Source organism: Paenibacillus sp. FSL R7-0048, from assembly GCF_038004505.1.
In the GTDB taxonomy this organism is placed as follows: Bacteria; Bacillota; Bacilli; order Paenibacillales; family Paenibacillaceae; genus Paenibacillus_AQ; species Paenibacillus_AQ odorifer.
In genome coordinates this window covers 6,006,271-6,032,126 of sequence record NZ_JBBORF010000001.1, presented here as the reverse complement: position 1 = coordinate 6,032,126, position 25,856 = coordinate 6,006,271, and the positions used below count along the sequence as shown (strand labels likewise).

18 protein-coding genes are annotated in these 25,856 nt (G+C 48.0%); 13 read left to right on the top strand and 5 right to left on the bottom strand.

Annotated elements, in window-relative coordinates:
- The first annotated feature begins 17 nt into the window (after positions 1-17).
- The 6 genes from sdhA to NSQ91_RS26665 all read left to right on the top strand — a co-directional run bounded on the left by sdhA (position 18) and on the right by NSQ91_RS26665 (position 6,113).
- Positions 18-1,760, top strand: coding sequence for a succinate dehydrogenase flavoprotein subunit (gene sdhA / locus NSQ91_RS26690; RefSeq protein WP_076127961.1), 1,743 nt, complete (start codon positions 18-20; stop codon positions 1,758-1,760).
- Positions 1,761-1,835: 75 nt separating this feature from the next.
- Positions 1,836-2,600: a succinate dehydrogenase iron-sulfur subunit gene (gene sdhB / locus NSQ91_RS26685; RefSeq protein ID WP_340920603.1), complete on the top strand. Its 765-nt coding sequence runs from the start codon at positions 1,836-1,838 to the stop codon at positions 2,598-2,600.
- A gap of 211 nt (positions 2,601-2,811) precedes the next feature.
- Positions 2,812-3,603 carry a DUF3891 family protein gene (locus NSQ91_RS26680; protein ID WP_076127959.1) on the top strand — a complete coding sequence of 264 codons (792 nt, stop codon included), beginning with the start codon at positions 2,812-2,814 and terminating at the stop codon, positions 3,601-3,603.
- A 57-nt stretch (positions 3,604-3,660) separates the two neighbouring features.
- On the top strand, positions 3,661-4,590 hold the full coding sequence (locus NSQ91_RS26675) for a metallophosphoesterase (RefSeq protein WP_081386412.1): 930 nt from the start codon (positions 3,661-3,663) through the stop codon (positions 4,588-4,590).
- A gap of 38 nt (positions 4,591-4,628) precedes the next feature.
- Complete coding sequence (locus NSQ91_RS26670; RefSeq protein WP_076184756.1) at positions 4,629-5,171, top strand: GNAT family N-acetyltransferase; 543 nt, start codon at positions 4,629-4,631, stop codon at positions 5,169-5,171.
- A 210-nt stretch (positions 5,172-5,381) separates the two neighbouring features.
- Entirely contained in the window at positions 5,382-6,113 is a 732-nt protein-coding gene (locus NSQ91_RS26665; RefSeq protein WP_254847707.1) for an NADPH-dependent oxidoreductase, read from the top strand.
- Positions 6,114-6,256: 143 nt separating this feature from the next.
- On the opposite strand, the gene NSQ91_RS26660 is transcribed toward NSQ91_RS26665, so the two are convergent.
- Positions 6,257-7,066 (bottom strand): histidinol-phosphatase, encoded by an 810-nt coding sequence (locus NSQ91_RS26660; protein ID WP_340920599.1) that lies wholly within the window; start codon positions 7,064-7,066, stop codon positions 6,257-6,259.
- 71 nt (positions 7,067-7,137) lie between these two features.
- Positions 7,138-8,040, bottom strand: coding sequence for a LysR family transcriptional regulator (locus tag NSQ91_RS26655; protein WP_038573173.1), 903 nt, complete (start codon positions 8,038-8,040; stop codon positions 7,138-7,140).
- Between the two features lie 254 nt (positions 8,041-8,294).
- Here NSQ91_RS26655 and NSQ91_RS26650 point away from each other — a divergent pair, with 254 nt between their 5' ends.
- The 6 genes from NSQ91_RS26650 (at position 8,295) to NSQ91_RS26625 (ending at position 21,230) form a co-directional block, all read left to right on the top strand.
- Positions 8,295-8,750 (top strand): chemotaxis protein CheX, encoded by a 456-nt coding sequence (locus NSQ91_RS26650; protein ID WP_036679793.1) that lies wholly within the window; start codon positions 8,295-8,297, stop codon positions 8,748-8,750.
- A gap of 28 nt (positions 8,751-8,778) precedes the next feature.
- Positions 8,779-9,555, top strand: coding sequence for an SDR family NAD(P)-dependent oxidoreductase (locus NSQ91_RS26645; RefSeq protein ID WP_340920596.1), 777 nt, complete (start codon positions 8,779-8,781; stop codon positions 9,553-9,555).
- Positions 9,556-9,652: 97 nt separating this feature from the next.
- Complete coding sequence (locus tag NSQ91_RS26640; RefSeq protein WP_076212745.1) at positions 9,653-11,161, top strand: DEAD/DEAH box helicase; 1,509 nt, start codon at positions 9,653-9,655, stop codon at positions 11,159-11,161.
- Complete coding sequence (locus NSQ91_RS26635) at positions 11,158-11,904, top strand: ABC transporter ATP-binding protein (protein ID WP_036679788.1); 747 nt, start codon at positions 11,158-11,160, stop codon at positions 11,902-11,904. The genes NSQ91_RS26640 and NSQ91_RS26635 overlap by 4 nt, the downstream gene beginning before the upstream one ends.
- A gap of 1 nt (position 11,905) precedes the next feature.
- Positions 11,906-13,126: an ABC transporter permease gene (locus tag NSQ91_RS26630; RefSeq protein ID WP_340920593.1), complete on the top strand. Its 1,221-nt coding sequence runs from the start codon at positions 11,906-11,908 to the stop codon at positions 13,124-13,126.
- A gap of 262 nt (positions 13,127-13,388) precedes the next feature.
- The gene (locus NSQ91_RS26625; RefSeq protein WP_340920590.1) at positions 13,389-21,230 is read left to right on the top strand and encodes a glycoside hydrolase family 3 N-terminal domain-containing protein; all 7,842 of its coding nucleotides are present in this window, start codon (positions 13,389-13,391) and stop codon (positions 21,228-21,230) included.
- Positions 21,231-21,757: 527 nt separating this feature from the next.
- Here NSQ91_RS26625 and NSQ91_RS26620 read toward each other — a convergent pair.
- From NSQ91_RS26620 to NSQ91_RS26610, 3 genes are all read right to left on the bottom strand, one after another.
- The gene (locus NSQ91_RS26620; protein ID WP_212592220.1) at positions 21,758-21,877 is read right to left on the bottom strand and encodes a YjcZ family sporulation protein; all 120 of its coding nucleotides are present in this window, start codon (positions 21,875-21,877) and stop codon (positions 21,758-21,760) included.
- A 150-nt stretch (positions 21,878-22,027) separates the two neighbouring features.
- Positions 22,028-23,329 (bottom strand): aminotransferase class I/II-fold pyridoxal phosphate-dependent enzyme, encoded by a 1,302-nt coding sequence (locus tag NSQ91_RS26615; RefSeq protein WP_036679816.1) that lies wholly within the window; start codon positions 23,327-23,329, stop codon positions 22,028-22,030.
- Between the two features lie 111 nt (positions 23,330-23,440).
- A complete protein-coding gene (locus tag NSQ91_RS26610; RefSeq protein WP_076304898.1) occupies positions 23,441-24,058 on the bottom strand; it encodes a pyridoxamine 5'-phosphate oxidase family protein in 618 nt (205 codons plus the stop codon).
- Positions 24,059-24,202: 144 nt separating this feature from the next.
- On the opposite strand from NSQ91_RS26610, the gene pdxR reads away from it, so the two are divergent.
- A complete protein-coding gene (gene pdxR, locus NSQ91_RS26605) occupies positions 24,203-25,708 on the top strand; it encodes a MocR-like pyridoxine biosynthesis transcription factor PdxR (RefSeq protein WP_076184749.1) in 1,506 nt (501 codons plus the stop codon).
- The last annotated feature ends 148 nt before the right edge of the window (positions 25,709-25,856 follow it).

Genomic DNA, 25,856 nt, shown 5'->3' with positions numbered 1-25,856 from the left:
AAAAGGAGTGAACTATCATGGCAACATCCGATATCATTATCGTGGGCGGCGGCCTGGCCGGCCTGATGGCTACCATCAAGGCAGCGGAAGCTGGTGCGCATGTCCATTTATTCTCATTAGTTCCTGTAAAAAGATCACACTCCGTATGTGCGCAAGGCGGCATCAATGGCGCTGTAAATACCAAAGGTGAGGGCGACTCCCCTTGGGAGCATTTTGATGACACCGTCTATGGCGGTGACTTTTTGGCGAATCAGCCGCCGGTTAAGGCGATGTGTGAAGCTGCGCCAGGTATCATTCACCTTATGGACCGGATGGGCGTTATGTTCAACCGTACGCCGGAAGGCCTGCTCGACTTCCGGCGTTTCGGCGGAACGAAGCGGCACCGTACAGCTTTTGCCGGCGCGACTACAGGCCAACAGCTGCTGTACGCGTTGGATGAGCAGGTGCGCCGCTGGGAAGCTGAAGGTCTCGTAACTAAACGCGAGAACTGGGAGTTCCTTTCAGCTATCATCGACGACGAAGGTGTATGCCGAGGCATCAGTGCCCAGAATCTTAAGACGATGGAGATTGAGACTTTTCCTGCGGATGCTGTTATTTTGGCAAGCGGCGGGCCGGGTATTATTTTTGGCAAAACAACGAACTCCGTAATTAATACAGGGACAGCCGCAAGTGCGGTATACCAACAGGGCGTACATTATGCCAACGGAGAATTTATCCAGATTCACCCAACGGCTATTCCGGGAGATGACAAGCTCCGCCTGATGTCGGAATCGGCACGTGGCGAGGGCGGCCGTATCTGGACTTATAAAGACGGGAAACCGTGGTATTTCCTCGAAGAAAAATATCCGTCCTACGGTAACTTGGTGCCGCGCGATATTGCTACACGTGAAATTTTTAATGTGTGTGTGGATCAAGGGCTGGGCATTAATGGCGAGAACATGGTGTATTTGGACCTCTCTCACAAGGATCCGAAAGAGCTGGACGTGAAGCTTGGCGGGATTATTGAAATTTACGAAAAATTCATGGGGGATGATCCCCGTAAAATACCAATGAAGATCTTCCCGGCTGTGCACTATTCTATGGGCGGCATGTGGGTTGATTACAATCAAATGACGAACGTTCCGGGTCTTTTTGCAGCCGGAGAATGTGAATATCAATATCACGGAGCGAACCGTCTAGGCGCCAACTCTCTGGTATCTGCTATTTACGGCGGTATGGTCGCAGGACCAAAGGCTGTTGAATACATTAAAGGCCTGAAGAAATCATCGCAGGATATCTCTTCTTCCGTATTCGATAGCTTCCACAAAAAGCAAACGGACAAATATGAGTCTCTATTGGCAATGTCAGGGACAGAGAATGCTTATGTGATCCACAAGGAACTGGGCGAATGGATGACCGCTAATATGACCGTGGTGCGGCACAATCCGAAGCTGGAAGCGACCATTGGCAAAATCAAAGAGCTTAAGGAGCGTTATCGCAAGATCAATATGAATGATGCATCGCGCTGGAATAACCAAGGTGTGGCCTTCACTCGCCAGCTCTGGAATATGCTGGAGCTGTCCGAAGCGATGACACTTGGAGCGCTTATGCGCAATGAGAGCCGTGGTGCACATTACAAACCGGAATTCCCGAATCGTAATGATGAGGAGTTCTTGAAGACCACAAAAGCAGCCTGGACTGCAGAGGGTCCACAAATCTCCTACGACGAAGTGGATGTCTCGCTGATTCCTCCACGGGTACGCGATTATTCGAAGGATTAATGCTTTCCAGAAACAGAATAGCTTGCGAGGCAAGCTTCATGAAATAAAATCAGGCAATTTTAGGAGGGAACCATTATGGCGGAAACAGCTGCAGCTCCCAAAAACGTAAAGTTTATCATCACCCGCCAGGACGATCCACAAAGTTCATCGTATGTCGAGGAATTTGAACTTCCTTATCGTCCAGGTATGAATGTGATCAGTGCTTTGATGGAAATTCAGCGTAACCCTGTGAATGCCAAAGGTGACAGCACAGTTCCCGTATGCTGGGATTCCAACTGTTTAGAAGAAGTGTGCGGAGCTTGCTCCATGGTGATTAATGGCAAACCCCGCCAAGCCTGCGCTGCACTTATAGACAATCTGGAGCAGCCTGTACGAATTGAGCCTATAAAGACATTTCCGGTGGTGCGTGACTTAGTCATTGACCGTACCCGGATGTTCAATGCACTAAAAAGGGTGAAAGCATGGATTCCGATTGACGGTACGTACGATCTTGGACCGGGACCGCGGATGCCGGAGAAAAAACGGCAGTGGGCCTATGAATTATCCAAATGTATGACCTGTGGCGTATGTTTGGAGGCTTGCCCGAATGTCAACGAAAAGACGGATTTCATCGGACCGGCAGCCATTTCTCAAGTACGTCTGTTCAATGCTCATCCTACAGGTGAAATGAACGCTGACGAAAGATTGGATGCTCTGATGGAGGATGGCGGGATCGATGGCTGTGGTAACTCACAGAACTGTGTACGCGCTTGTCCAAAGGGAATACCTCTTACGACATCCATTGCAGAAATTAACAAGCAAACAACGAAGCATATGTTCAAACGTTGGTTAGGTGTGTAATTAATAGTACCGCCAAATGTTTATCTATTGAGCTATCCTCAAAGTGGATTCCATTCGCTGGGGGGTAGCTTTTTTTATGTTGTTATGACTCTCTTATCTGCTTGTGGCGGGAAAGTCTTGCAGGGCTGGAGCAGGTTCAGAACATTGACCAATTTATGCTATAATATCCATTGTTAACGTAATGTTAGCTGTGGAACAAGGAGGAATAATCGTGATTTGTCGGGAGCAAGATGGAGCAATTGTAATGGTTAAGCAGCATGATCACGGGAAACTTGCCGGAGAGCTGGCCATTGGGTTCAAAGAGCAGCATGTGCCAACTGAAGGACGCCGGGAAGAGGTACTGTGGGCAGTAGCCCAGCATGATAGGGGTTGGATTGATCTCGATGAGACCCCTTTCTGGAATGATGCGGAGCAAGCACCCTACACCTTTATTGATTTTCCTGTAGTGCCTAAGTTGACCTTTTATAAGCGTGGATTAGATGAGATCGAGGAACACACACCGTACGGAGCGTTGCTGTGCAGCTTGCATTTTGAGCGGCTTATTAAGATTGCGGGACTCGATTATCCAGAACTTACATTGTATCAAGAACATGAAGAGGAACGCAGAGCACGTATCCATCGGGAACTTGAAGCTTCCAAGCCTATTGGGGAAGATGAGCTGTATTATGATGCCCGCCTTTTAGAATTCTGCGATGATCTGTCCTTGTATTTGGCCTTAAATGAGCCAGGGTGTCCGAAATCAGAGGAGCATCCATGGTGGCGTGAAGGGTTCTCAGGTACTGAAGATTTCAGTTTTACGTCAGGTCGTGTTATCACAGCGGAGTGGCAGGATAAGTCAACGTTAATGCTTGAACCGTTTCCTTTTGAAAAAACGCTGGAAGTAGCATTTATGCTGAGACGAGTTCAAAAATCAGAAATCGCAAAAAAAGGGATTGCACGCGCTTACAGCGAAACTCCGGAGAAAGAATGCCGGATTGTTCTAACTGCCCGAAATAATATATAAGTTATTATTTGGACCATCTGTTTTTCGGGGAAAAGGTAAAGAAAGGAGAATCTCCCTATGAAGATACAATCGTCTGGGGCTTCTCCCAATAAGAATGGCGATAAGATCCACAAGGACACCTCTAAGGGGCGTTCTGGTGGCGAGTCAACAATTACCCGCCGGCAGTTCCTGACTCGGGGTGCGGCTGCTGTAATCGGCGCAGGATTGCTTACAAGCGGATATGCATGGCAGGGGGAGCCGAACTGGATTGAGGTCACTAAGCTGGACTTGCGCTTTAAGGAGCTTCCTTCCGCTTTTTCAGGGATGAAGCTTGTTCATTTCAGTGATACGCATCTCGGATTTAATAAGGATGCCAGGGATCTCGCCCGGCTCGCTAAACATATAAGTAAAGCTGAACCGGATCTTATTTGCTTCACGGGTGACATTGTGGACAGCAATCCTGAGGATCTTGTTGAAGCCGTACCGGTGCTGGCAGCGTTAAGTGCGCCATTGGGTAAATTTGCGATATTAGGCAATCATGATTACAAGAATACCCAGCTGGTTACCGAGCTGCTGGAGTCTGCGGGCTTCCGGGTGCTAAGGAATAAATCCTACCTTCTAAAAAGAGGCGGGGCAGTTATGGCGGTTACGGGTCTGGATGATCTGTTACACGGTAAACCCGACCCAGCGAAAGCAATTGCTGGTGTTCCTGAAGGAACCTTTAACGTTCTTTTGATGCATGAGCCGGATTATGCGGATACCGCACAGGCCTATTCATTTGATCTACAGCTTTCCGGGCACAGTCATGGCGGACAAATTCGCCTGCCCTTTATAGGTGCGCCATTTACACCTTATGGATCACTTAAATACATAAATGGATTGTATTATACAGAAGACAAAGCCATGCCTGTGTATGTGAATAGAGGGTTTGGAGAGACATACATGCCTTTTCGGTTATTGTGTAGGCCAGAATTAACGGTTCTGACGCTGCATCGGTCCATGAGCTGATTAGGCTGGAATTTTAGCTGCACGGAAGGGGAGAGAAGATGAGCACCTATGGAGCAGTGTTGTTAGAGACACAACATGGTTTAGCGGTAGATCTGAGGCTGATCATGCCTGAGGATGTTTTAGCTTTGCGGCAGCTACTCTCCCATCCAGATGTGCAGCGCCATATTCTAGTACGCTCCGGCCCTGGATCAGTATCTGCCCAGGTGGAGAAGCTGGTAAACCGGATGTTATTTGCCTTCGATCCTTGTGCGCTGCATGCCGGGATCTATTTAAAGGGGCAGCAGCGGTTGATCGGTATAGTGGCTTTGCAGAATTGGAACCGCCGTGAGGGCACAGCTACCTTAGGATATATGCTGGACCCGGCATGGTGGGGATGCGGGCTGGCGACGGAGGCCGTGGGTTTGTTTTTGAACTATAGTGTTCATACCCTTGGGATAACAAGGATCGAAGGACGCTGCACAGGAGATAATATTAGATCGGAACGTGTGATGCTCAAGAACGGTATGAAGCTGGAGCGGGTGATGCCCAAAGTCGGCTCCTTGGACGATGTAATGAAAGTATTCACATTGTTACACAAATGAAATAATGCCGTTATCAAACTCTAACAGTGTGCGGTTAAACTAAGTACATGACCCCCTTTTAAAAATATACTGCTTTGGGACCCGATGATTCGGGTCCATTTTTTTTGTTTGAAAAGAGTAGCGTAAGTGATTGGCAGTACCGAATCCGATCGTTTATGATTAACATACTATGGAGTGGAATGACCAAGGAGGCGTAACATTTTGAATGAAGTGGTACAAACATTAAAAAATCATCGTTCTTTCCGGCAATATTCAAACCAGCCTGTGGAGCCAGAGAAGCTACAAACAATGATTGAATCGGCTCAAGCCGCACCGTCATGGGTTCATGGACAGCAGGTATCGATAATCGCCATCAAAGATCCTGCGCGTAAGCAGCAGCTTTCAGTTTTGTGCGGAAATCAGAAGCATGTAGCGGCAGCACCGGTTTTTTTGGTGTTTTGCATGGATTTTTATAGAGCTAAAGTAGCTAGTGAGCTGGAAGGCAAGTCTTTTGAAGCCGTAAAAGATGTGGATGCACTTTTGGTTGGAGCTACAGATGTGGGAATCTCATTGTCTAACGCGATTGCAGCGGCGGAATCCATGGGACTGGGCATCATTCCTATTGGAGGTGTACGCCGCAACACAGCGGGTGTGATTGAACTGCTGAAGCTGCCGGAGTACGTATTCCCTGTCGTCGGTCTCTGCGTGGGATACCCAGCGGAGGAGGTTTCTCAGAAGCCGCGGCTGCCGCTGGAAGCTATATTTCATGAGGAGCAATACAATCCGGATGTACAAGGCCTCCTGGAGGCATATAATCAAACCCACCGTGAATACTTGCAGCAGCAGGGGATGACGGAGAGAGACTGGACCAGTACGATTGCTCATTTTTATGAGATCAACCCGGAATATGGAGATGCGAAACGTACGCTGAAACAACAAGGTTTTAGCTGTGATAATCTGTAAATAAACAAAAAAATGCACCAAGCTGAGATTGGTTTAACGGAGGGTGAACCCTGCCCCTAAACCAATAACGCTTGGTGCATTATTTAATTTCTCGCTTTAACGCTTACCGTCCTTATAGGGACGTTGAAGGCGTTTAGGCTTGATTACAGAGAAACTTTGACTTTTTGGCGCTGCTTGTAATAAACCCAGTGTGTAAAGCCTATTGCTTTGAGCTGTGCAGCTACCGCATCACGATCCTCAGCGACCCGGGACGGCTTATGTGCATCCGAACCGAAACTAACCTCTACGCCAAAATGTAGTGCCCGCTCCAGAATATCTTCAGAGGGATACCAGCCGCCGACCAGCTTAGTTCCGCCTGAGGTATTGATTTCGATGGCCACGTCACATTCACTAATTACACGCAGACAATCGTCAATCGGCTGAGGTGCAGGAATTTCGGAAAATGCAGGATAATTCCCCTTCATCGCATCAATATGCCCGAGTATTTGGAACATACCACTGCGCGCGGAATCAGCAATCAACCGGTAATATTCAGACTTCACGCGGATCTTCTCATTTTTGCTAAGGTTTTTCCAGCGCCCTTTGTTAAAAATGCTGACTCCACCAACACTATGTACCGATCCAATCACATAATCAAAAGGGTAGGAGGATAATGTCTTGCGGTATATCTCAGCATGTTCGGGGAAGTAATCTGATTCGATGCCTAACAGGACGTCGATAACGCCTTCGTACTCTTTTTTGAGGGAGAGAACATCATCTACATAATTAGCAAATTCGGATTTAGCCATTGCGATTTTGGGAAAAGCCTGATCGGATGGATCTCCGAAATAGGGAGTATGATCGGAAATACCTATAACGCCCAATCCAGCGGCAATCCCAGCTTCGATATAATCTCTAATCGTTCCGTCAGCATGGCCACAGCGGAAATGATGGGTGTGTAAATCAAATTTCATCAAGAACATCTCCTTTAAACAAGGTTATGCAATCAGCTCAGAAGTAATCGGTTCCACTTTGTGGGTGGGATTTATTCAGACCCGATAAATTGGGTTTCTGGCATGCCTTTAAGATCGCTTAGGAACTGCCTCATAGCAGAGTTTACGTATTTTCCTGATTTCGTGATCACACCAACAGGATGCGTGACCTCCAGCTCAATAATTGGCACAATTTTGAGAGTGCCGGCTCGAACCTCAGCGGTAACTGACTGCTTGGAAATAATGGCGGCGCCCAAATCGAGCTCGACCATCCGTTTCACTTCCTCGCTGCTGGTCAGCTCCATAATGACCTGAGGTTGAATGCCATGTTTGTTCAGAACCTCATCCGCAAATTTACGGCCCACTGTGTCTGGTGAGAGCAGAATCAGCGGGGTTTTGCTTAAGGCTTCTATCCCAGCGGTCTTCACTTGAGCGAGAGGGTGTCTGGGAGAGACCACCAGTTCGAAGGTATCATAATACAAAATGGAAGTAGACATGCCCGGGCTACGTCCAATTAAATAACCGATGCCGACATCAACAATGCCGTTTTCGACATGCTGATAAATTTGTGATGAGGACATAGAGGAAATTGATGTTTTGATATGGGGGAACTGGTCTTTAAAATAAGATAGAATACGCGGTAAAATTTGAATAGCGATTGAGGTAGTTGTGCCTAAAACTATATGACCTTGGGGATTTTCATCAAGATCTGCAAGCCGTTCCTTAAGTTCCTCGACAATCCTCACTATTTGTTCCGCATGCTCCAGAAAGACAGTCCCTCTATCCGTTAATGTAACAGGCTGGTTTCGGTCAACCAGCTGAGTCTTGAACTCTTCTTCAAGGCTCTTAATCTGTGCTGAAACCGCTGGTTGGGTCAGATTAAGCAGTTCTCCGGCCTTGCGAAAGCTCATCGTTTTGGAAATTGTTATTAGTGTCTCCAGCTGGCTGATGTTCATGGAATACCTCCTTTGGACCATCGAATTGGATGTGTAATTGCGTTAATATCTTACGTTCCACGTTGGCATTTGTTTAAATTATAGGAGATAATACCCGGCAGAGCAATGTTGCTGCGTAAACTATCTTGGGTTTGAATTCGACATATGCATTAATTTTTGCTGAATTGTGCCGATATATAAAGTATAATATATCCATATTGCTTGGGACTTTTGGTATATGACCAAAGCACGATAAAGGGGGAGACTAGACATTCATGAAAGCAGAAGTAATTAATCCGTTTCTAGAGTCTGCACGGACTGTTATAGAACAAGTAATTCAGGTCTCGCCTTCTACGGGGAGTTTAGGCATTAAAGAAATTGAACTGATCGATAATCATATATGGATTCAAGTAGGGATGACAGGCCAACTGAGCGGAAATATTATATTTGGTATCGCGGAGCAGGTAGCCTTGCGAATGGTATCGATTATGATGGGTGGCTTTGTGATCACCGAGATGGATGAGATGGGTCAAAGTGCGATTTCAGAGCTGAGCAATATGATCAGTGGGAATGCCAGTACCATTCTATATAATCAAGGTGTTTCGGTGGATATAAGTCCTCCTCAGATTATGAAGATGGAAAGCATGTCTTTTATGCCTCGTAAAGCGCTTAGTATTCCGTTGTTGATGGATGGGGTTGGAGAGATGGATATTCAGGTGATGATCTCTTAGGCAAGAGTTAGGAGCTGAAATACTATTCATGGTACTCAAAGATAAGGTTGTTGTGATTACAGGAGCGTCCAGCGGCATTGGTGCATTAACGGCACAGATGCTTAGTAAAAAGGGGGCAATCCCTGTCCTGGTAGCACGTTCCGAAGCGAAGCTGAAAGAAACAGCGGCCGGTATCCCGGGCGTTTTTGGACTGTACACCTGTGACGTAACAGATGCTGAGGGTGTTCAGAAGACCTTCGCACAAATTTTGGAGGCATATGGCAGAATTGATATTTTGCTAAATAACGCAGGGTACGGCAAATTTGCTGCTTTTACGGAGATGGAGCCTCATGAATTTGACGATATGATGGATGTTAACTACATGGGGATTGTCCGGTGCACGAAGGCTGTTATTCCACATATGCTGGAGCGGGGAAGCGGCCAGATTGTAAATGTGGCTTCCATGGCAGGGAAGATAGGCACAGCCAAGTCCGTAGCCTATACGGCTACCAAACATGCTGCACTCGGATTCACAAATGCGCTCCGTCAGGAGCTGCGGAAGAGTGGAATTATCGTCTCGGCTGTGAACCCGGGGCCGATTGCCACCGATTTTTTCAAAACGGCTGACCCGTCTGGCAATTATGAGAAGAGTGTAGCCCGGATGATGATGACCCCAGAGCATGTATCTTCCAAGATCGTTAAGGTTATGGAGACTGGCAAAGAAGAGCTCGATCTTCCGGGTCTGGCAGGGTTTGGCATACGGCTTTACGGGCTGTTTCCTCGCCTGGCGGACAAGCTTACTTATAATGCGATGAACAGAAAATAGACCCTGTTGTCAGCTTTATTGGCCTTCCATTTGGTGGAGAGGCCTTTTTGGCATATAATGAAGATATTATCTCAAGCGAAAAGGATGAATTACACTTATGAATAAAGCTTCTTTTGCGGCTATCGGCATTCAGGAAGACCTCATTGCCCGGTTGTCGGAATTCGGCATTAACGCTCCATCCCCGGTACAAGAGCAGACAATACCGCTTCTACTAGAGGGAAGAGATGTTATTGCAGCTTCCCAGACTGGAACGGGTAAGACGCTGGCCTATCTATTGCCGCTGCTTCAAACGATTAATCCGGAGCAGAAGGTGGTCCAAAAGCTGGTGCTCGCCCCTACACAGGAGCTGGCGATGCAAATCTTACGCGAGGCGGAACGTTATGGTGAACAGCGCGGAATCCGAGTTATGGGTCTTATTGGCGGGGCCGCAATCAAACGCCAGATTGACAAGCTGCGTGAGCATCCACAGCTAGTTGTGGGAACACCTGGGCGGATCCGCGAGCTGATTGGACTTCGTAAATTGAAGATGCATGAAGTCAGTACTATTGTTCTGGATGAGGCGGACCAAATGTTCCAGCTTAGCGGAGCCGGCGAAGTCACAAAAATTGTCAGCAGTGCGCTGCGTTCACGCCAGCTTGTTATGCTGTCGGCAACGATCGGACCAGAGACGAAAGCGCTGGCTAATCGTGAAATGAAGAATCCGGCAGAGGTTGGGATTGCTCCAGGTGTAATGACTGCTGAAAGCTTGGAGCATCATTATGTTGTTGCTGAAGAGCGTAACAAAATGGACATGCTGCGCCGGGTGATTCGCCATTACAATCCCGATAAAGCGATTGTGTTCGTGAATGCTACAGATGATATTGCCGAGGTTGAGGCTAAGCTGAATCATCTTGGGCTTACTGCGGCAGCACTTTACGGAGATGCCGATAAGGTAACGCGCAGCAATGTATTAAAAGGTTTCCGGGAAGGCAAATTTCGTGTGCTTGTTGCCAGTGACGTAGCTGCCAGAGGACTGGATATTGAGAATCTTTCTTTGGTAGTTAGTTACGATCCGGCTTTTGATTCTGAACATTATGTACACCGTGCAGGCCGTACCGGACGGATGGGACGCCGCGGCTTATCTGTAACAATTGTTACAGAGCAACAGACCTTTATCATGCGGAAATTCGCCCGCGAATTGGATATTGCGCTTGAGGAGCGGGAGATGGTCGGTGGTAAGGTGCTTGCAGCAGATGAAGCACGCAGCGCTTTGCACAATGGACGGGGACGGAGTAATGAAGGCAGTGGGCAACGCCGTGATGGATCCGCTCCACGCAGCGGCAAGCCACCTGTAAGCACATCTGGAGCCTTCAATGTTCAGTCGCCATCCGTTGGAGCAGGTACACCGCCTGCCAAAAGAATGGCTACGATTAACACAAGTGAAACAACAAGCGGAGAACAACAACGCGATCCACAGCGCAGCGCGAATCCTTCTGCGGGAGCACGCGGAGATGCGACTCCTGCACGGAGTAAACGCAGCAGCAATGCGGAACGTGAGAAGAACCGTAAAAATAAAGGAGCTCCAAAGTGGTTGAAAGACAAAACTCCGAGAGGTGACGGTCAATGAATAATGCTCCCGTATTGCAAATTACGGGTCTCAGTGGTGGGTACAGCCTGAATAAGCCAGTGCTGCATGATATTGCACTTCAGGTGCAGCCTGGCGAAATGGTTGGATTGATTGGTTTAAACGGAGCAGGAAAAAGTACGACGATGAAGCATATTCTAGGATTGATGTCGCCCCATAAGGGCGATATCACCGTACAGGGCAAGACGCGTGCTGAAGATCCCGTTGGATACAATAATGCGTTGTCTTTTGTACCGGAATCGCCGCTACTGTATGACGAAATGACGGTTCGTGAGCATGTTGAATTTACTGCCAGAGCTTATGGGGTAGATCAAAAGGATTATGAATCCCGCACCTCGCATCTTGCCAAGCTGTTCCATATGGAGGATAAGATGGACACCCTGTCGACCCATCTATCCAAAGGGATGAAACAGAAGGTTATGATCATGTGCGCTTTCGTTGCACGACCTGCGTTATATGTCATCGATGAGCCTTTTTTAGGATTGGATCCGCTAGGGATCCGTTCCTTGCTTGATTTCATGATGGATCTGAAGAACTCTGGATCGTCGATTCTGTTAAGCTCTCATATTCTTTCCACAATAGAGAATTATTGCGACCGTTTTATTGTATTGCATAAAGGTAAGGTGATTGCACAGGGCACGCTGGCGGAAATAGCGGCAACTGCCGGGCATCAGGGGCTGACTTTGGAGCAGCTGTTCTACGAGCTGGTTCAGGGAGGGAAATAATATGGATTTGAAAGAGCTGCGGCGCACGCGGCGCGGTAGATTCATGGGAAGTATGCTTCCTTATGTGGGATATATCATTCAAAGCGGCGTAGCCATGGTCTTCCTGTTCGTGTTGATTGTCTTCTCTGCTTGGTATACATCGCTGCTACAAAATGTACCTGAAGGCATTCCCATTCGCTGGATTATGTTAGCATTACTGTTGCCTGCGACAGTGCATAGCGGCTTCCGAACCTATTTGCAGACCCCGGATACGATCTTTCTGCTGCCTCAGGGTCACCGCATGAAGGAATATTTTGCACCATCCTGGGTCAGTGGAAACGTGTGGAAGATCATTCGCTTGTTATTTGTACTGATCACCCTTTGGCCGTTGTACATACGTACAGATGATTCTCCCAAGCGACTTTTATTTACAGTGTTGATCCTGATTGCTGTGAAGCTGATCGCGAGTTATGGATTATGGAAAGAGATAGCTATGCTGTCACGTCCGATGGCAGGTGTGTATGCTTTCTTGCGCTGGGCAGTTGGAGGTTTGATTATTGCCGCTTGGTTGTGGCAGCCTGCCGGCCCGAGCCTGATATTTATGGTGTTATTGGCAGCAGCCTATCTTGCTGCACTGTCTGTGCCCGGACGTCACGCTGTGCCATGGGAAAGACTGATCGCCATGGAAAACAATCAAGGTGCACGTGCGCTGATGGTTCTGGGCTGGTTCGTGGATGTGCCGGGCCGTGAGCAACGGGTGTATTCCCGCCGTTATCTTTCCAAATGGGGCGCTAAGCTGCCTTGGCGCAAGGATACTGCTTATCGGTATCTGCTGACCAAAAGCTTTGCCCGGGGCGATATCTTTGGAATCATTATGCGGATATCGGTGCTGGCTCTGCTGCTGAATTGGTGGAACCGTGATAGTTACTTTGGTACCGGAATTTATTTGTTCTTCCTGTTTATCATTGGTGTTCAATTGTCGGCACTCCGCAAATTGCATAGCGAGTCTTTTTGGCTGACAGTATATCCTTTTCCTGAAGGCAGTAAGGCGGACAACACAACACAATTTGTATTCCGTGCGCATCTGGTTGTGGCATTGGTTCTTGGATTACCTTTCTTAGCTTCCATAGGTGACCGTCTGATGCCAGTGATCTTTACCTTAGCGGCAGGTATTGTGGTAGTCTTTCTGTTTAAAGGATACTTGTCCCGCAAAGTGGCACGATTGGATGACGACGATCTGTAAGGCAATTTCATATTCACAATAAAAAGGCTGTCTCACAGTAGAGAAATTCTACGAATGAGAGAGCCTTTTTTTGCTGGAAGCATAATTTGAGCCGGGCAAGTCCTTAAATTTGCAAAAACGGAACAGAGTATTTAAAAAATGCTGTATGTCTTTTACCAGATGGCTCCAGCATAATAAGCCTGTATCTTACATCGTGTATACGCTTCCATTCATAGGCGTAGTCATCCGTACCAACAAAACAGTATTGGGGGAGGATTCAGGCGTGAAAAGAAGATTATCAATATTCATGGTGGCGCTTTTACTATCATCCTTATTCTTGAATGTGCTTGAGGCGGGTATACCTCGGGCCGCAGCGGATGCCTCAGGAGTTCCAGTGTACTATGATCCCACAAAAAGTGTGGAGGAGCGCACTGCGGATCTATTATCCCGAATGACGCTGGAAGAGAAGATTGGGCAGATGGTTCAAGCAGAAAGAGCTGCCGTCACACCTGAGGAGGTACAGAAATATGCTCTTGGCTCTGTACTCAGCGGGGGAGGCTCATTCCCTAACGGAAAAGAAAGTGACAGCACTCGCGATAACTGGAGAAGTTTGATTGATAGTTATCAGGATGGTGCATTGTCTACCAGATTAGGCATTCCGCTGCTCTATGGGGTGGATGCGGTGCATGGACATAACAATGTCAAAGGCGCGACGCTTTTTCCGCATAATATTGGCCTAGGGGCTGCTAATGATCCCGCATTGACTGAGCTTATTGGTGCAGCTGCTGCTAAGGAAGTAGCCGCAACAGGAGCGAACTGGACGTTTGCCCCAACGATAGCCTCCCCTCATAATGCAAGATGGGGTAGAACCTATGAAGGTTTTAGTGATAATCAGGATATTTCAGCAGAACTAGGTGCGGCTTATGTGTTTGGTCTGCAAGGACGGACTGCTGCTGCATTGGCAGGGACAGATACAATCACGGCAACTGCAAAACATTATCTAGGTGAAGGTTATACGGATAATGGTGTAAATCAAGGCAACATCACTAAATATACCGAGCAAGAGATCATGGATAAGGATTTGAAAATTTATAAAGCAGCTGTAGACGCAGGGGTGCAGACGGTTATGGCCTCCTATCACAGCATCCAAGGTCTTAAAATGCATGCCCATAAACATTTGCTGACCGATGTTTTGAAGGGTGACAAGAAAAATGGCGGACTTGGCTTTACCGGTTTCGTTATTTCAGATTATAACGCTGTGCAGCAAATCACAGTGGATAGCGAGGGCAAAGCTGTTAGCGGGTTGAAGAACCAGCTGAATGTGTCCGTAAACGCCGGAGTCGATATGTTCATGATGCCGACCGTTTGGAAGGATACGATTAAGTACATCACAGAACTTGTAGGCGAAGGTAAAATCTCTACTGAGCGCATAGATGATGCGGCAGAACGTATCCTGCAGGTCAAAATCGCTTCAGGATTGTTCGAGCATCCCAAAAGCGAACCGGAGCTGTTGAGTGCTTTTGGCTCAGCAGAAAGCCGCAAATTAGCCCGCCAAGCTGTGGCGGAGTCGCTTGTTCTTTTGAAGAACGATGAGGTAAATGGAAGTCCAATTCTATCGCAATTAAGCGGGATGGATAAAATATTCGTAGCGGGTAAAAACGCTAATAATATCGGTAACCAAGCCGGCGGCTGGTCGATCACTTGGCAAGGGAAGTCGGGCAATATAACTGAAGGCACGACGATCCTCGAAGGGATAAAGGAGGCTGTTCCTGCTTCTACAACGGTCACATATAACCTTAATGGGCGTGGGGCTGCGGGTTATGATGCGGCGATCGCTGTTATCGGTGAGACACCTTACGCCGAGACCGATGGCGACCGGACCAGCTTGAATCTGGATGAGCAGGATCTGGCGACACTTGCGAATATACGTGCTGCTGATCCTAATATTCCGCTTATCGTTGTACTGGTGTCTGGACGTCCAATGACGATAGCCAGCCAATTGGAAGATTGGGATGGGCTTGTGGCAGCTTGGCTACCAGGCACAGAGGGTGCTGGAGTAGCTGATGTGTTATTTGGTACTAAGGATTTTGTAGGCAAAAATCCGATTCGTTGGCCATTCACTTTGAACAATTATCCGGCAGACAATAACAGTACAAATGTGTTATTCAAAACGGGATATGGCTTGACCAAAAATGAGAAAACACCAAAGCTTCCAACCGCTCCTGTCGATCCGGAAGCTCCAGAGATTCCTTCCCTGCCGATTCCCGGCAAAATTGAAGCAGAGGATTTTTTGAACAAAAGCGCAGGACTGCAAACTGAAAATACGCAGGATATAGGTGGCGGTCTCAATGTCGGCTATACCTCGGCTGGACAGTGGCTCGAATATAACGTGAATGTGTCGCAAGCAGGTACGTATCAAGCCGATTTCCGCTATTCCGTTAATAGTGGCACTACAGGCGTCAACATCAAATCAGCAGAGGGAACTAAGCTAGGAACATTAAGCGTGACCTCAACAGGTGGCTGGCAGAATTGGCAGACGAAAGCTGTAGAAAATGTTGTGTTTAAGAAGGGAGGATTGCAAAAGATCCGTCTGGAATTTACCGGTGGGGATATCAACCTGAACTGGGTAAGCTTCACTCGAACAGGTGATGTGCCTGTAGATCCATCGAATCCCGGAGATGGCGGGGAAAGCACTAAACATGTTATTAAGTCAGATGTAGTTAGCTCTTGGGTATCGAGTGAGCGAGATCCTTCCGATCGGAAGTGGTATTATGCTGACCGTTATCAAGAGGGTGATTTGAAGCTGGAAGAGCAGGCGAAGCTGGATATTGTGGTTCCCGACGTGAAGGCAGGTACAGAGCTCCATATTGATCCTGACCGGAAATATCAATCTATTCTAGGGATCGGTACCTCCATGGAGGAATCGACGGTCAATAATCTGGCGAAGATGTCTGAGGCGAAGCAGGAGGAATTGCTGCGGAAAATGATTGATCCTGTATCGGGGATCGGAATGAGTATGCTCAGGTTGACGATTGGGACGGCTGACTTTACAGATAAACAATTTTATACCTACGATGATATGCCTCCAGGACAAATCGACATTAATTTGGAGCATTTCTCCATCCAAAAGGACATTGACTACCATATCATCAGCACGGTTAAAAAAATTCAAAACATCAACCCGGATATTAAGTTTTTTGCCTCACCTTGGAGCCCTCCCGGTTGGATGAAGACTACAGACAGTATGATCAAAGGCCAAGTGAAGGATGAATATCTGCCTGTACTGGCCAAATATTATCTTAAATTCGTACAGGAGTACGAGAAGCTGGGAATTACCTTTGAAGGTCTGACCTTGCAGAATGAACCTTTGCTGGAAATTGAATATCCAAGCACCAAAATGCCGTGGGAGCAAGAAGCCCAGCTGGCTAAACTGCTGCGGAAGGAATTAGATGAACATGGTTTCAAAGACGTGAAGCTGTGGACATTTGATCATAATCCTGGTGACACGATGGCCTATCCAGCACAAATCCTAGGCAATCCTGAATTAGGTGCCTACGATGCGGTGGACGGAACTGCTTTTCATGATTATGGCGGTGACCTTGGTCTGATGACCCAACTCCATAATCTCTATCCTGACAAAAATGTATATTTGACCGAACGCGCAGTCTGGGGTACCTCAGGCGCAGACCGCATTGCTCAATATTTCCGTAATTGGGCCCGCAGCTATAACTCCTGGGTAGCGATGCTGGACAGTGATATTGCCTCCCATCAGTGGACCGGAACGCCAGACCCAACCCCGATTGTGCAGGATTCGGGAGACCGTAACCATTACTGGCTGCTGCCAGAATATTATCTGATGGGCCAATATACAAAATTCGTTAAACCGGGGTACGTGCGGATTGATAGTGACTACGGCTCAAGCAGTACTGTAACGAACGTAGCTTTTGCTAGTCCGGATGGAAAAGAGATTGTGACGGTAGTAATCAACCAGACGTCGGATCCACAGCCGTTCAAATTGCTAGTGGACGGTGCGCAAATTAGTGCTGTGCTGCCGGCGAAATCAGTGGGCACTTATAGCTGGGAACGTCTGAATGGTATACAGACGGTGCCGGGTGTAGTGAGTGCTGTTGATTTTGAAGAAGCGCAAGGGGTTTACACTGTGAATGAGCAGGGTTATATTGGCGGGTTCTCGCCAGACGCCTCGTCCACCTTCGACTATGTAATTGATGTTAAAGAGAGCGGTGAATATTCACTTCAATTTAAGCATGCCGCTCAATTCAGCGATGGCGCCGGAAAATCGGTGGAGATTAGTGAAGATGGTAAGGTCATTGCTACGCTTCCAATTGTGCAGCAGACGGAGAGTATGGCGGATTTTGCAGATTATCAATCCTTGATCTCTCTGAATAAGGGCATTCACAAGCTCACCTTGAAGACGAACGGGAACGGTTATAATATCCGTTCATTAGCTTTACGCCAAGCGCCTTCCGGATCACATGAGCTTCCTGGTGTGCTTCAAGGGCAAGACTACACGACAGCTGCAGGTGTATTAGTAACGGGTGATGCAGTGGGTTATACTGACCCCGGCGATTGGGTGAAGTACAAGATTAATGTACCTGCCAGCGGTACCTACCCACTCCTGATCTCCTATGCTACTAATCAGGATGATGCAGAGCTGGAACTGCTGACGGGAGAGGATGGAGCAACAGTAACGGCAGCGACTTATGCTTTGACGAAGACGGGGGGATGGTCCAATTGGCAAATAGCTAATGGAACGGTAATCTTGCCTGCCGGGGAGCAGACGCTGACCATGAAAGTAAATGGAGCAGGATTTCATCTGCAGTCGCTTACGATCGGCCCCGCGCTTCAATCGGAGACTGCTCTGCTAGAAGGAAATGAGGAGGGTGCAGAAGTTATCGTCAAGCTAGTAAATGACAAATATGCACCTGAACTGGACACCGCTTATTGGTCTATTGAAGGTTACGAAGGTACAGTTGTCGTTAGCGTATACCGGGTGGATGATTATACAGCGAAGGTCGTATTAGCGGGTACGCGAATTATTGATTTCGACACGGATCGTATTCTTACGGTTACCGCTGATGTGTATCAGACAGAATCAAATCAGTCTTTTGGCAGCGTACGTGTTCTGAAATTGCCTCTTATAGTTACAGCAATCAACGACGAAGAGAGCATCAGTCTTTCTCCGAGTACTCTGCCTTATCAAGTGAACGGGAATGAATTGGTAGTCAGCCTTTCAGGAGGAACATTTAATCCTGATGCCATTCAGAGCATTTCTGTCTCGGGCCCAGGTAAGGATCAGGGGCATGTAAGTATTGGGGCAGCTGCCTTACTTGACCCTACCCATGTGAAGCTGACGCTGGCATGGAATGATCATACCCCGTATTATAGTGATTTGCAGCTTACCGTAAATGTGCCAGCAAATGCTTATGCCGATTCAAGTGGTGGCGGCGTGCTGCGTGCGGAGGTTAAGCTCTTAGGAACAACTAGTGCTACAGCACCTATAGAAGTCACAAGCTTGAACGCACTGGATCAATTCTACCAGCTGCAAGGGATCACAGTCAGCGGTCAAGGCAGCGGAGCGAAGCTGACCGGCATTGATGCTGGAGACAGCATCGATTACTGGGTAAATGTGCCGCAGGATGGAAACTATGCTTTTACGCTTACCGCGACTTCCGCGAATGGTGCTCCTAAGGGCATTATTTATAAAACGGAGGATGGGAAGACATTAAGAACCGTTGATGTGCCGAATCTTTACTCGCAAACCGTTGGCATACGCACCGTTCTTCAATTGAAGGCGGGTGAACAGAAGCTGCGCCTGCAAGCTGGATCAGCAGGATACGAGCTAAGTGGTATTCAAATAGAACCTTATACTGAAGAAATCATGGATGGCGCTGGTTCTTTAAAGGTGGAAGCCGAGAATTATTACGATGCTACACCCAATGGAATTCAGAGTACCATGACTGGCGGTGTGCTGGATTTTAGAAATGTCGGGTTTACCGTTGCAGGGGGTTCCATGGATTATGTCCTTGATATTACTGAAGCCGGATTTTATAAAATCGTATATCGGTATGCTACAGCACAAGGCGGAGTAAGCACTACGATATCTGTAAAGGGTACAAAACTCTCAACAGTGCCTATGCCTACTACAGGTGGATGGTCGAATTACACGCTGGCGAGTGGTGTCGTACAACTTGCGCAAGGAAAACAGGTAGTACGGATGAGCTTCAATAATGACGGTGCCAATCTAGATTGGTTTACGCTGGAACGGACGGAAGAAGGAGAGCAGCCGATTCATTCAAAGGTTTCCTTACCCGTTTCTTCTTTGAAACCGGGAGCTTACAGCGGATTAGAAACGATCAGCCTTACTACAGCGACATTAGGAGCAGAGATTCATTACACAACCGATGGGTCGTTGCCTACAGCAGACAGTCCACTTTATACCGGAACTATTGACGCAACAGGAGTCACAGTTCTTCGTACGATAGCGGTAAAAGAGGGCATGGAGAACAGTTTTGTAGCTCCATTCACGTATGTGATCAGCGGAGTGGTTGATATGAAAACGGTGTCTGCACCGCAGGCTGATCCTGCCGGGGGAACTTATTCAGGGCAGGTTGCCGTGAAGTTAACTACAGCTACAGCTGGAGCGTCTATTCATTATACGTTGGATGGCACTGTACCTACAGCAGCCAGCGAACTGTATAGTGGAGTGATTTATGTAGGCAAGAGCAAGACGATTAAGGCGATTGCTGTAAAAGAGGGCTGGAAGCCAAGTGATATTTCCAGTTTTGAATATATTGTTTCTGCGGATAAACCTGATCCAACACCTACACCAACAACGCCTGAACCAACCCCAAGTCCAACCATTGAACCGACTACTCGGCCAACGACAGCACCAACTTCCGGAAGCGGGGGTACCACAGGGGGTGGCAACAGCGGAACAACAGGGGGGAATTCAAGCGGAAATGCTGGCAGTGTAACCGGCAGCACCATCCTTACAGCAACACCAGTGCTGAACAGTAATACCGGTGCGGCGAGAGCAAGTGTAGACCTGGAGAGCTTGAAAAAGGCTGCTACAGCAGGCTTAAGTGGAGCAACTTCAGCCGTTACTGTTGATATACCGGCAGTAGCTAAAGCTAAGGGTTATGAGCTGCAATTGCCAAACGGTATAATCTTTGCAGATGATAAGACTTCATTGGTCGTTCATACTGAATTTGGTGTGCTGGAGCTGCCAGGTAGTCTGCTGAAACAAGCGGCAAAAGAGGCAGGAACCCCTTGGGTAATTACGATAACCAAGGTGGATTCAGATTCTCGTCCAGAATTTAAACTGAGCGTAACTATCAATGGCCAGGAAGCCGTATGGAACAGTCCTGACATGCGGGTTAAGGTGTCCCTACCGTATATTCCACGATCAGAAGAACGTGGTAAAGAAGGACATATAACGATTCATAGTCTGAATCCGTTGGGGATTCCAACGGTTGTTCCAAGTGGCAGATATATCGCTGCTACAGGGATGGTTTCCTTTACAGGAATTCTCTCTGGTACGTACAGTATCACCTTTACGGAGAAGACATTCCGGGATATCGGTAAATTTGAGTGGGCCCGCAATGCGATTGAGGTGCTTGGCTCCAAAGGCATCATCAACGGAATGACAGAGGATCAATTTGTGCCTCAAGCGGAAGTGAAGCGGGGAGATTTTGTGCTCCTGCTTATAAAAGCGCTTGGCTTGGAAGGCGTTAGTGCAGAAAGCTTCACAGATGTGCAGCCTGGCGATTACAGATATGAAGCGTTGGCTATAGCGAAGCAGTTGGGGATCGCCACTGGTCGTCCAGATGGAAGCTTTGATCCTAACGCTTCTGTTACGCGGCAGGAAATGATGACATTGGCTGCAAAAGCGATTGCAGCAGCCGGCAGACAGCTTCCAGCCGGCAACGGAGCTTCAATGACCCGTTTCACGGATAGCCAGCAAGTATCAGCGTTTGCACGTGACAGTGTGGCAGCACTAATACGTGCTGGCCTGATCAAGGGAGACGGCTTGCGGATTCATCCACAAGGTGTTACCACCCGTGCAGAGGCAGCGGTTTTGATCTACAACCTGTACAATCTGTAATACATCAGCTGTAAAGATACTTTTAGCTTTTGGGCTGTCGCATCCGTAGATTTTCTACGTTTGCGACAGCCTTTTTTAGGTGTGGTTGTTGGATCTACATTAAGCCCGCACCTCCGCCGCCGATCATAATTATCCCCTGAGGCTTACGGACCCAGTTGACGTTATTTGCAAATATATAACCTTTATCGGGGAAGTTCGGACACCAGTGGCGTTATTCCCTATGAAGAGGTTCATATTTGGGGTTTGGCATGCCAATAACGGCTTTGGGGTCCGTAAGTGAGTAAAATATGGGATTATACTGCCTTTAGGGTCTGCGGTGTCCGATAGCTGCTTTTGTGCGGGCAAATGTGATCTGAGGTAACGAAGGTTGGTGCGGTTGGTGCTAAAAACAAGGTGGGATTTTAAAAAAAGACGCGGACGTCACAGCAGCCATTATCATGACCTACTGGACACCCACGTCTATTGTAAAAAAAGGGATTGAAAATAGGAAAGAGCTTAAAGCTCTCTCCCGAGACTGTCATTAATGGTTAGACAAAAAGTGAACGGCTGATGATAACCAGCAAGATAAAGAGAACCAGGATGGCGCCAGTGCTAGTGAATGGGCCACCTCCACAACATCCATATCCGCCTCTAACTTCTTCGCTCATGTTCATTCCCCTTTCGGTGTGTGTGTTGTACTTGAGTACATCGTATTGTATGTGCGGAGAGAGGGGCGTGTATAGGCCAATGTCGGATTCGTGTACAAAAAAAATCAGCTCCATGAAAACGGAGCTGATTGTAAGCTATATAAAGTTCAGTTAGGCTTTTTCTAAATCGCGAACACCTGCGTATACAAGATCGAAAAGATCTTCGAGCTGTTCCTCTTCGATACATGAGAAAGCAATACGTAGGTCAGTTTCACCCAAAGCAATAGTGCCTAGTCCGTAATTATGAATCAGGTGAAGCCGGAGATCTTCAGCCGCAACTGTGTGCAGCTTCAGACACATAAAGTAACCGGAGTTAAAAGGATAATACGTCCACACATCCTCGCCGTATTTGCCGCTATCCAGCAGTGCTTTTACTTTATTCGCACGGCCTTTCATGATCTGGAACTTCTCTTCCTTCTGTGCTTCGAATTCCGGAGATTTCAAGGCGTCTAGTACGAAGGTCTGCGAAGGATGCGCACCGCTGGAAATGGTGGCACGGATGATGCCTAGTGTTTTTTGCTCCAATGCTGCCAGCAGGTCTTTGTCCTCCGAGGCATAAGTGATGAAACCCACACGGAAGCCCCAGACAAATTCTTCTTTGGTCGCACCGTCAATCTTGATTGGAAGCACACGAGGATGCAGATGAGCCAGTTTGCCGAACAGCGATTCTTTCAGTGAATCCTCAAAGAATAGCCCGAAGTATGCATCATCACTTACAACAACAACGTTGATGCCTTCCTCAGCCGCACGGAGGATAGCTGCAACGATCTCATCGCCTTCCTTAATCCCTGGAGTATATCCGGTAGGATTGTTAGGGAAGTTCAGCAGCACAATTGCTTTGCCGCGTTCTTTTTGAGCAAGCAGCGCGTCTTCCAGACCTGCACTGTTAAAAGTCATTTCTTCTGTGAACAGCGGATAGTTAACGGTCTCCCCATGGCGGCGGATTCCGAAGGTTAATTCGTAGTTCTCCCAGTTCTTGTCCGGGTAAATAATCGCGTCACCTGGCTCTGCGAAGAGGTCAGCGACAATGCTAAGCCCGTGAGTCAGGGCATTGGTTACAACGGGATTGCTGATGGTTTTACCTTCTAGCGATGGATTTTCGCGCAGCATCTTTTCACGCCATACAGTACGCAGCTCTGGTTTACCTGCCGGAGGGGCGTAACTATAAAGATCCTTAGGACTGTAAGCGGAGAGTTTATCCTGAATGACGCCGAGGTGCATAGGTACGCCACCTTCAGTAGCAATACCGATGGTTGCGTTGTATTTCTTGGCGTGAGCTCCTGCTTCAGCGGATTGGCTCAGGATGCCCTCTTTTGGGAAGTAAATCTCTTTGCCAAGCGTAGAGAGCATATCATACACATGTTCATTTCCTGCTTTGATACTTTCGTTTAATTGTCCAGCTAGTGGATTCATCAGTTTCATCCTTCCAGGGTTCTTTGGGGATAACATACTGTTAACATTGCCTAACATTATATCACCGCCAATTGCAACCGTCACTTGGAAAGATACGATTTTTAAAAAATATCATTCGGCGTGGAAAGGGCAGTATTTTTTCATCATTTCTATCGTTTCTTCATCACGCGGATTATTTCTTTCAGACAGGCCGGAAATGATGCCGGAGCGCTCTTCTTCTTTTAGGTTTTGCCCAAACTTAAACTTCGCAGTGATCTCATCGGGGGTAATGCGCACAACGGCAACACCCTTTAGACGGGGACGATATTTAGGGTCCTCTGCATCGATGGAATCATAACCCCCCTCGGGCTGGAGCTTTTTCATAAATAAGGAGAGTACACTGGCTTTTTCACTAATGTCTTCAACAGGTTCGGCTGTGCCGTAGGCGGTCACACTTTTAAAATAGGCGGTTGCTGGGCAGGCCAGCTCGGGATCGCTAAAATAAGACGGGATAAGGGCATACTCATCCGCTACCGTAAAGCAGACCTTCTGCTGATTGCGGATCGACTTCATTTTGCCACCAGCATGACTGCCATGGAAATAGAAACAACCATCTGTATATACAAAATTCAGCGGTGTCACCCGCGGTTGCCCCTGTTCATCGCTTGTACCGAGAAAACCAAAACTCATTCCGTTAAGAAAAGAGACCAATTCTTCCTCCCGATCTACTTTGAATTCTTTTCTGCGCATAGGGATCACGTCCTCTTTCTTTTTTAGTCTAGAGCGTCTGCTCCAATGTAAATGTTCTTTAAAGAATAGTAGAGTGGTTGACAATTAAAAAGGACCAATTAAGATAGTTTTTAATGGACCACTTGCTGGTCAAGGAGGATAACGATGAATATCACGCTGGCATACGATCAATATCTGGCGATACACCGTTACAAATATTTAGCGTTATATCACGCGCTCCGTGCAGGAATACTGGAAGGAACACTTCCGGGAGGCACTCCGCTGCCGTCTACACGAAGTCTTGCTAAGCACTATGAGCTGTCGCGCGGATCGGTCTCGCAGGTGTATGAAATGTTGCTCGCTGATGGTTATGTAAGGACTGAAACGGGGCGGGGGACATTCGTATCGGAAGATAGCTTTGCTTCAGCTACCAGTGGCAGTGACGGTGAGAACCGGGCTTTGGGTGAAGCCGCAGATGCTGCTGGAGGAGATTGTGCAAGCGAGACTACGATTCCGATCTCGGCGTGGGGAAAGCGGCTGCTTGCGCGCCCGATACCCTTTTATGAAAAGAGTAACAAGAAAGTAGTGAGCTTCCAGAGTAGTGGTATGCGGATGGAACATTTTCCTTACTCCGAATGGCGCAGTGCGCTCTCTTATGCTGGAGGGAAGGAAGGTGGGTTGCTGCAAAGCACTTGTCCACCTCAAGGCGATGAAGGGCTTCGGAAAGCTATCGCTGCACATCTGCGGATTACCCGCGGGATTCGCGCGGATGCAGAGCATATCGTATTGTTCAGCGGCTCGATGCAAGGCATCGTTATTTTGACGCAGCTGCTGCTGGATGCAGGAGGCTCAGCGGTCGTTGAGAACCCGGGCTTTCACGGGATTCGCCGAGCCGTAGAGATCACCGGAGGCCGATTGCTGGCAGGGGAGCTGGATGGCAACGGTCTTATTCCGGAGGATTGGGATGCCCGGCTGTTGTTTGTTACGCCGAGCCGTCAATTTCCTACGGGTGTGGTACTGCCTTTGGAACGACGCCGAACCTTGTTGGAATGGGCGCAGCGGCATCATGCAGTAATCATTGAAGATGATTATGACAGTGAGTTCCGTTGGGCTGGGCGTCCTATCGAGCCCTTAAAAGCACTGGATCGTGAAGAGCGGGTCGTATATGTGGGCTCCTTTTCAAACACGATGTTTTCAGGCCTGCGGCTCGGCTTTGCAGTGCTTCCGCCCTCTTTAGTAAAGCCGACTATCGCCGCCAAGGCGCTATATGAGCCCTTGCCGGTAGGGCTGCTGGAGCAGCGAGCCTTGGCGAGGTTCATGAATACAGGCGGCTATGGCCGTCATCTGCGCCGGATGACACGCATCTATGGTGAACGCGGACGCATCCTCAGGACGCTGCTGTCGGAACGGCTTAAGGAGCTCTTCGAGCTGCTGCCTGGTGATGCAGGCTTGCATGTATATGCCCGCTGGCTGCGCAGCAGCGAAGAGTTTGTAGCTTTCCGAGCGGCAGCGCTTAGGCGCGGCACGGATTTTAGAGATGCCGCGTTATATCAGCTATCACCGGGAGCGCCGGCCGCTTGTTTTTCTTTTGCCCATCTGAATGCCGCGGAGCTGGAGGAAGGGATAACAAGCCTGCATCTGGCGTGGGAAGATGTACAAAATGCAACATGACAAGGTATGATAAAGAAGATGAAATGCAAAACTAAGCGAATGCTTACGAATTTTGACGAAGAAACTCGGAGTAGATTAAGCTAAACAAAACTATATAGACACTGCGAAGTCAGAAAGAGCAGATTTGCTAACAAAACAAAGCGGATGC

Bases quoted from the DNA above. Each gene is read 5' to 3' on its own strand.
- sdhA (WP_076127961.1), top strand. From the start codon at position 18: ATGGCAACATCCGATATCATTATCGTGGGCGGCGGCCTGGCCGGCCTG.
- sdhB (WP_340920603.1), top strand. From the start codon at position 1,836: ATGGCGGAAACAGCTGCAGCTCCCAAAAACGTAAAGTTTATCATCACC.
- NSQ91_RS26675 (WP_081386412.1), top strand. From the start codon at position 3,661: ATGAAGATACAATCGTCTGGGGCTTCTCCCAATAAGAATGGCGATAAG.
- NSQ91_RS26670 (WP_076184756.1), top strand. From the start codon at position 4,629: ATGAGCACCTATGGAGCAGTGTTGTTAGAGACACAACATGGTTTAGCG.
- NSQ91_RS26660 (WP_340920599.1), bottom strand. From the start codon at position 7,066: ATGAAATTTGATTTACACACCCATCATTTCCGCTGTGGCCATGCTGAC.
- NSQ91_RS26655 (WP_038573173.1), bottom strand. From the start codon at position 8,040: ATGAACATCAGCCAGCTGGAGACACTAATAACAATTTCCAAAACGATG.
- NSQ91_RS26650 (WP_036679793.1), top strand. From the start codon at position 8,295: ATGAAAGCAGAAGTAATTAATCCGTTTCTAGAGTCTGCACGGACTGTT.
- NSQ91_RS26645 (WP_340920596.1), top strand. From the start codon at position 8,779: ATGGTACTCAAAGATAAGGTTGTTGTGATTACAGGAGCGTCCAGCGGC.
- NSQ91_RS26640 (WP_076212745.1), top strand. From the start codon at position 9,653: ATGAATAAAGCTTCTTTTGCGGCTATCGGCATTCAGGAAGACCTCATT.
- NSQ91_RS26635 (WP_036679788.1), top strand. From the start codon at position 11,158: ATGAATAATGCTCCCGTATTGCAAATTACGGGTCTCAGTGGTGGGTAC.
- NSQ91_RS26630 (WP_340920593.1), top strand. From the start codon at position 11,906: ATGGATTTGAAAGAGCTGCGGCGCACGCGGCGCGGTAGATTCATGGGA.
- NSQ91_RS26620 (WP_212592220.1), bottom strand. From the start codon at position 21,877: ATGAGCGAAGAAGTTAGAGGCGGATATGGATGTTGTGGAGGTGGCCCA.
- NSQ91_RS26615 (WP_036679816.1), bottom strand. From the start codon at position 23,329: ATGAATCCACTAGCTGGACAATTAAACGAAAGTATCAAAGCAGGAAAT.
- NSQ91_RS26610 (WP_076304898.1), bottom strand. From the start codon at position 24,058: ATGCGCAGAAAAGAATTCAAAGTAGATCGGGAGGAAGAATTGGTCTCT.
- pdxR (WP_076184749.1), top strand. From the start codon at position 24,203: ATGAATATCACGCTGGCATACGATCAATATCTGGCGATACACCGTTAC.